Source organism: Akkermansia sp. NBRC 115031, from assembly GCF_030268505.1.
Lineage (GTDB): Bacteria > Verrucomicrobiota > Verrucomicrobiia > Verrucomicrobiales > Akkermansiaceae > Akkermansia > Akkermansia massiliensis.
Genome location: NZ_BSQU01000011.1, coordinates 38,026 through 45,686, shown reverse-complemented (window position 1 = coordinate 45,686; position 7,661 = coordinate 38,026). Strand labels below are relative to the sequence as shown.

Here is a 7,661-nt window from a genome sequence, read left to right as displayed (position 1 = left end):
ATCGTCTCCTTCCGCTGGCTGTCTCCCGAGGAGGTGTAATAAAAGAGAGAGAGAGTTTTTTTCTTCTTCCCGGCCAGCGCCGCTTCCCATCCACGGGGAGCGGCTCTTTTTGTGCTTAAGGGGAGGGAGGGAAAGAAAGATAGAGTTTATAAGGTTTATAGGGATAATAGGGATAATAGGGATAATGGGGGGGGTTGCAATTATAGACGCATATTTTTTAAGTGAGCCTCCATTTGAGAATTACGAAAAATATAAATCTGCAAATACGAGGCCGGCCTGCTGACATGTTTACTATCCAGAAAGAGAAGGAACGTCTTTTGTTCGCGGAACTTACAAGGCAGCCAATTAAAGAAAACAGGCCTTCTGAAATCCTGGCAAAATGGGCCTTTGCGGATTTCAAGCCGCGGAGGCCTGCATCTTTTATCCCGAACCTCCGAAAGAGGGTTTCTATCATTCCATGTAACTACCCCCGGCATGAGAATTATTCCACTGCATGCCAGAGCAGTTTTTATGTGAAGCGGGAACGGCTTTTTCACGAAATCCATCGCGACAGACAGACCAGTGCAGAGACTTCTGCATTTTTGCTCGATGGGGAAGACCTCAAAAAAGTGAAAAGTTGTGAAGCGGATATTATTTTACTCTCCTTGCCGTTATTTAAAAGAGCCAAAGACAAGGTACAGCCCACATTCCATAGGGACGTCATTAAACCGCTTCTATAAACGTTATCCACCACTTATTTTTTAAGCTCAGCAACAGCCACTTCATGCAATATGTCAAATTCAGCAGGAGCAATTTCAGCAAGCAGTTTCATATGCTCCTGTTTCCGTGCCTATATCAAGCATATTCCGGCCACTTACACATAGTTTGCGATTGATGATTTTATCGTAAAATTCCTGCGGATAAATATCACGGAACATTGCACAGGATGCCGAAGTTCCGCCCCAGACAAATGCTTTTCCTCCGCCTATGTCTTTATCTCACTTTTTCCGCCAATAGAGCCCTTCCCACAAAACGCATCTTACCCGGCCAAGGCGAATAACCAAGGCTTCCTATCCTTTAAATGCAATTATTTTCCTGTGGAGATCTCACATAACTTGTTTTTCATCATTACTCCATGTACCTGCACATAAGCCATTTTATTCATTCAGATACTATTTTACCCTGTGCAGATGAGGTCATGCGTAACAGAAATGCTGAATCCGCAGGCTTTCCCGGCAGAAAAAGGGGGCCAATTACCGCTGGAATTTTCTATTTTTTATCTCCAACATCCCTACTTTGAGCTTGCACGGCCTTCCTCATTCCTGTACTTCACAAGGGATATAAAGTCCATCAAGGCTTGCGTCCGTACCCTGTTGCACGCTCCGATGGATTCAGCCTGCTGCATTCTCTCCCGCAAGACTGTCCGTCAAGGGTCCATGCGCCGGCCAAAAGCCCCCTTTTATTTTTCACTCCCCCGAATATATGCGCATTTTACCTATCCTCGCCTTTACCTGCCTTCTCGGAAGCGTTTCTTTCGTCCATGGACAAACCCGCACTCCTTCCAAGCCGGAGCCGGCTAAACCGGAAACGAACGCCCCGGCGGCTGATACCGTGGACAAGTCCCTCTCCCCCGCCGCCGTCAACGGCATCCGGTTTGTCCTTAAGACGCCCATGCCCCTCCCCTCTCCCATTTACATGCCCATTGATTCCAAAAGGCTGGAGAAAGTGGAAATCCGCGCCGCCCTTCCCGGACGCCGCAGCGTTTATCCCAGGAGCAAGATTATTACCCTGTTCGGTGGCCTGGACCAGAAGGGGATGCCGACCAACAAGCTTGTCAGCAAGCCCCTTCCGACCGACCTTGGCCCCAAAACCCTGGCGCTGGTAGGCAAGAACAGCAGCGGAGAGTTTACCCTGGATTTCATCAATGAAGCGGAACTTCCGCTTAATTGCGTTTACATTCAGAATCTGACCGGCCGCACCTTCACTCTGGAGCTTCCCAAGCCCCCCGCGGGAGAAAAGAGCGCCATTGAATTGCCCAGCAAGTCCATTTACATTTTCGGCAAGGACTCTACGGACAGCAACGTTTCCCGCACTACTGCCGCCAATTTGACGTACATGACCCGTTTGAAGAACGGCAAAGTCGTGAAGGTGAAGGACAGGGGCATGATGCTGACCACCTACCCCGGGCGGAAAGTAGTGATGATCATTTCCCCGGATTCCACCGGACGCACCGTCGTTCTAACGGAACTGATGATTTTCAAGGAAAAACCGGTGGCAGCCTCTTCGGGCAAGTAAGTTTTCCCCCTCATCCTCCGGCAATACGGGGGCGAAAGATATTCAAGAGCCGGAAACCAATCCAGTTTATTCGGAAAAACGGGCATTACTGCCCGTTTTTTTACGCCATCATCCCATCCTGCCGCCATTCCCGGTGAATAAAATGCTCCGCGTTTTCCCGGCAGGAGAAATTGCCGCCGCCATTTAGTTTCCTCATGCGGCAGCCCATTCCTCCGGGACAACAACGACACGATTCCCACAAGAGAAGGAAGTAAAAACAGCAGGTAAGGCAGAAAGTTCCTCCCGGCCAAAACCGGACGGCATGAAGAGCACGAAGATGCCTCGAATACTCCAGGCTCCCGGGCAGTTCATCTCTTCACCTCCCGGAAACCAACCGAGCTTAATAGACCTTCGGCACCAGTCCCTGGCGGCTCATCTTGTCCTCCACCTTGCGGCGGTTTTCCTCCAAGCGCCGTGCGTCATAGGAGTCGTCCACAGGCTGGGCATCCGGAATGTTTTCTCCGCGGCCGGCCTGGTACTGCTGCACCTGCGGAAGCACCCCTTCCACCAGTTCCCGGCATATCCAGGAGGGGAGAATGTAGGTTTCCGTACGTCCGGCGCGGCTCAGGGCCAGCCCCACAAATTTTCCGTTAACGTCAATGACCGGGCATCCGGCGCGTTCCGGGAACAACGTCATGTCCGACTGGATGACCAGCGGGAATTCGTCCCGCTTCAGGCTCATCCGGTTGCCCATGGAGTTCATCATGTCCAGGCGCTTCTGGGGGAATTTCATCACTTTGGGCCTGGGGCCCGTGAGGAGCTTCCCTTCAACCACCTGGTCCCGGCGCTTCACTTCCACGGGAACCGTCTCACCAGGGCGCACCCCGACCATGGCGGCACGGATGGAGTACATGCCGTCCACCGGCTTCCCATTCAGCTTCATCAGCACATCGCCGGCCAGCAAACCGCTGCGGTGCGCTCCGCTTCCGGCCTCCACGCCGCCGATCATGACTCCCTCCCCGTCCCAGCGGGGATCGGAAACGATGCCCAGGTAAGGTTGGTCGTCCGCCCGCAGGCTGCGCTGCGCCACGGAAACAACCCCGAAGTCACTGACATGCCCCGTGGGGGACACGGCCGCAATCACGTCCCCTTCCTGCGCCTGCACGTAGGAGTTCAGGTCAATGGGGGGAGCGGGAAGCCCCGGGACGTCCATCATCAGCAGATCGTGTTCCGGCAGGGCAAAGAGCACCTTGGCGTCATACACCCGTCCGGAAGAGTCCACCAGCATGACCGGCCGTCGTTCCTTCTGAAGGTCGCTCAACTTGGTAAGCACTTTCCCTTTCCCCACCACCGTTCCCAGGGCCACCTGGGTATTGCCGGCCACCAGCGCCACCACGGACTGCCCCACAGGTACAGCCACCTTGTCCCATTCCCGGAAGATTTCCTTGGCCTGGCTATCCAGCACGATTTTGTCCTCCGGGGCTATCATCTGGTCCGGAGGGAGCGGGGACGCTATTTCCTGGGCACACGCGGAAGCCGCCGCGAATGCCGCCCATAAGTATTTCATGATCATCCTTGAGTTTGTTCCTGGTATTTCAGGCCGGACATCAGATCGCCGCGCCTGCCGAATGTAAGATCCGCCTTGTAGGCCGTACCTTTCCTCACCACTACCACCGGAACGGTTTCCCCGGGACGGTGCCTGCCCAGCTCACGGAGCATGTCCCGCACGGAACGGAGGCTGCGGCTGTCCATGTGGGTGATGACATCCCCCGGCTTGATGCCCGCGGTATCCGCCGGGGAGTTGACCACCACGTCTTCCACTACCACTCCGTCCACGCCCAGCACGTCCATCATGGCAAATCCCAATACGGGGGATTCCGGGTCAGCCATGGGATGAAGTCCAAGCTGGCCCCAGTGCCGCCCGGAAAGAAGCCTGTCCCAGTCCCTCCGGAATACGGAGACGGGGACATGGTTGTTGATTTTCAACATGGGGCCGATGGAGGAATGAATGCCCACCAGTTTGCCGGACAGGTCAAAGAGAGGGCCGCCGGAATCTCCGCCGATGAGCGTGCATTCCGAGATGAGAAAGCGCTGTTTTCCGTCCGTGCACAGCCTTCCCATGCGGATGGGCGCGCGGCGTTCCGGGTCAAAGCCCTTGGAATGGCCCAGGGCCACCACAAAGTCCCCCACATGCAGCCCGTCGGATTCCCCCAGTTCCACATGGGGATAGTTTCCGCCGTCCATGATCTGCACCATGGCGGCGTCCCGCGTAAAGTTGGCCCCCAGCACGCGGCCCTTGACCACGCGCCCGTCGGCAAAGACCACGCGCATGATTTCATCGCCGCCCACCACGTGGGCCGCCGTCAGGATGAGCCCCTGCGGAGTGACAATCACGCCGCTGCCCGTCTCCCCCCCGTCGGAAACCAGCGCTACCGTAGCGGCCGTGACCCTGGAAGCCACCTGATGCACATGCTTCTGCAAGTCCGCCATGGAAGAGACATTCCCCGCAAGACTCATTCCTCCTAACAACAGGGACATAAGCCCCCCAACGACCAAGTAATAAAAACTCGTCATCCTGAATGCTGATATCATGAAATTATCGATAATCGAATGATAGGACATATCCTACCATATAAACGTTCAAACCGGTACGAATTTGTCTAAGGATTGCGACATGACGCTCCATCTTTTGCTTAGACCATTCCGGTTGTTTATGATAAAATTCCCTCACGGATGGGTTTAAACGACAAATCACGGAAACGAAATGCCGGCTCCTGGCGGGAACGCATCCAGGACGGTGAGGCGGCTTCCCGTCCCCAAACGGAACGCAAAAAAAGGCCTGCGCCCCGTCCGTCCTATCCCGGTTTGCCGCAGGAAGATCCCGGTCCGGCAGTCATTCCCGGCCCCACCCGCAGAACAAGAAATTCCCGCAGCGGTTCTTCCCGGCATGACACACCGCCCCCGCGCCCGCGGCGCGCTGCCCGTCCGGCTCCGCAGGAGGAGTATGAGGACTACCCTGAAGCGGAAGGAGAATCCCGTTCCGCACGCGCAGGAAGGCCGCGCAAGCCGCGCTTCACGATTTTCGGCGCCCTGCTGTTTGTCCTGCTGATGCCGTTCCGCTTCATCGGCTCTCTGACGCGGAATATCCGCTGGTTCATCAGCTGGCCCCTGCGCATCCTGCTGGGGTGCTGCTTCGTCGGCATCGTAATCGGTTCCATCCTGGTGTTCCTTTACGGAACCATTTCCAACCGCTATGACATTTCCGAGGTCAAGAGCAACATTCCGGAACGCACGGTGATTCTGGACCGCAAGAACCGGACCATCGGCACCCTGCACGGGGAAAACCGCAAGCGGGTGTCCCTCCGGGAAGTCCCCCCCATTTTCATCGACGCCCTGATTCTGCGTGAGGACAACCGCTTTTACGACCACGGCGGCGTGGACTGGATAGGCGTGGGCCGCGCCTTCGCACAGGTGCTCAAGCACAAGAGGGCCACGCAGGGAGCTTCCACGCTGACCATGCAGCTCGCCAAGATCACTTACAACCACCGGGAGCGCAACCTGCATTCCAAGCTGACGGAGGTGGCTCTGGCAAAGCGCATTGAAGCCACCTACACGAAGGATGAGATTCTGGAGACCTACATCAACCGCATTTTCTGGGGACACACTTTCCTGGGGATTGCGGCGGCGGCGCGCGGGTATTATGACAAGGAGCCCCGCGACCTGTCCCTGGCGGAATGCGCCACGCTGGCCGGCATCATTTACGGCCCGAATGATTTTTCCCCCATCAAACACCCGGAGGAAGCCAAAAAAGTGCGCGACATCGTCCTGGGACTGTTGAAAAACGAGGGCAAGATCACGGAGGTGCAGTATCAGGCGGCCCTGGCGGAACCCATCGTCACCCGGACTCCCCAGTCCCGGTCGGAGGAGAATTACGCCATGGACCTTGTGCGCCGGGAACTGGACGCCATTCTGGAAGAAGAAGACATCCGCCTGGGCGGTCTGGTGGTCCACACCACGCTGGACCTGGATTTGCAGAACGCCACGCTGGACGCCATCAACAAGCATATGGAAGCGCTGGAAGCGCGCAAGGATTTCAAGAAGCACCTGGCGTCCCTGCAAGCCAAACGTGAGAAGAAGGGAATCCTGAAGAACAAGCTGACCACCAAGGCAGAATATGAAGCAGCCCTGGCCGCCTGGAAGGCGCTGCCCGCGGAACGGAAGGAGGGAATGCAGCCTCCCATGCCCAATTACATCCAGTCCGCCGCCGTAGTCATGGACAACGCCACGGGGGCCCTCCTCGCCGTCGTCGGCGGACGGGATGCGGAGGAATCCAAGCTGAACCGCGCCATCCAGTCCAGAAGGCAGACCGGCTCCCTGTTCAAGCCGTTCATTTACGCCACGTTTTTCCAGCAGGGCAATTCCGCGGACACCCGCATTTCAGACGACCGGATCGCCTACGGGGAGGTACGCGGAGCCGCCAACTGGTCCCCCCGCAATTCGGACGGCACGTACCGGGGCATGAAGCCGGCCTCCTTCGGCCTCATCCTTTCCCGCAACACCATGTCCGTGCGCATCGGCAACCGGGCCGGGCTGTCCAACGTCATCCAGTCCGCCCAACTGGCGGGCTTCCACGGGAATATTTCCCGCACCCCGGCCCTTTACCTGGGCACGTGGGAGGCCTCCCCGCTGGACATCGCCAGCGCCTACAGCGTCTTCGCCAACGGCGGCGTGCGCCCCACTCCGTACATCATTGACCACATTACGGATTCCCAGGGCCAGCCGCGCTTCGCCATCACCAAGAGCAAGCGCACCGTGTATTCCCAGCGGGCAGCCAACATCACCTCCTCCATCCTCCAGCAGGTCTGCAAACCCGGCGGCACGGCGGGCAGGATCACTGCGCTGGGCTTCAAGTCCCCCTGCGGCGGCAAGACCGGGACCACGAACAATTACACGAACGCGTGGTTTGCCGGATATACTTCCAATCTCACGTGCAGCGTATGGGTGGGGTTTGACTCCTCCACCAAGATTCTGGAGAAAGGCTACGGCGGCACGCTGGCCCTTCCCGTCTGGGTGGACATCATGCTGGCCGCCCAGAAGGAGGGCTATCCCGCCAACGCCATCCGCACGCGGCCCGGTTCGGAAAGGCAGGCCGTGCTCGTCTGCCGGGAGTCCAACCAGCTGGCCCATTCCGGCTGCCAGTATGCCAGGACGGCGTATTTTGAAACTTCCGCCGGCTACCAGGCCCCCACCAGGATGTGTGAAAAGCACATCCCCATGGTGGAACCGGATACGGAAGAGAATATTCCCTATGCGGAGCCGCTGGACGGCAGCGACGACAATATTCCCCTGGCCGAACCCGTAGAAGAAACGGACGCCATCCCCTACGCCACCCCCATCTGATTGCCTTA

6 protein-coding genes are annotated in these 7,661 nt (G+C 57.3%); 4 read left to right on the top strand and 2 right to left on the bottom strand.

Going from position 1 to position 7,661, the window contains the following annotated elements; genetic code table 11:
- The 3 genes from QSJ36_RS12570 to QSJ36_RS12560 all read left to right on the top strand — a co-directional run.
- Positions 1-283, top strand: a 283-nt coding sequence (locus QSJ36_RS12570) for a hypothetical protein (RefSeq protein ID WP_285468768.1), incomplete at its 5' end; no start/stop codon positions are given.
- A 1-nt stretch (position 284) separates the two neighbouring features.
- On the top strand, positions 285-719 hold the full coding sequence (locus tag QSJ36_RS12565; RefSeq protein ID WP_285468767.1) for a hypothetical protein: 435 nt from the start codon (positions 285-287) through the stop codon (positions 717-719).
- Between the two features lie 742 nt (positions 720-1,461).
- The gene (locus QSJ36_RS12560; protein WP_022395928.1) at positions 1,462-2,274 is read left to right on the top strand and encodes a hypothetical protein; all 813 of its coding nucleotides are present in this window, start codon (positions 1,462-1,464) and stop codon (positions 2,272-2,274) included.
- A 379-nt stretch (positions 2,275-2,653) separates the two neighbouring features.
- On the opposite strand, the gene QSJ36_RS12555 is transcribed toward QSJ36_RS12560, so the two are convergent.
- Entirely contained in the window at positions 2,654-3,820 is a 1,167-nt protein-coding gene (locus QSJ36_RS12555) for a PDZ domain-containing protein (protein WP_180971141.1), read from the bottom strand.
- 2 nt (positions 3,821-3,822) lie between these two features.
- On the bottom strand, positions 3,823-4,743 hold the full coding sequence (locus tag QSJ36_RS12550) for a trypsin-like peptidase domain-containing protein (protein WP_285468766.1): 921 nt from the start codon (positions 4,741-4,743) through the stop codon (positions 3,823-3,825).
- A 375-nt stretch (positions 4,744-5,118) separates the two neighbouring features.
- Between QSJ36_RS12550 and QSJ36_RS12545 the strand changes: the two genes are divergently transcribed.
- Entirely contained in the window at positions 5,119-7,653 is a 2,535-nt protein-coding gene (locus QSJ36_RS12545; protein ID WP_285468765.1) for a transglycosylase domain-containing protein, read from the top strand.
- Positions 7,654-7,661: the final 8 nt, after the last annotated feature.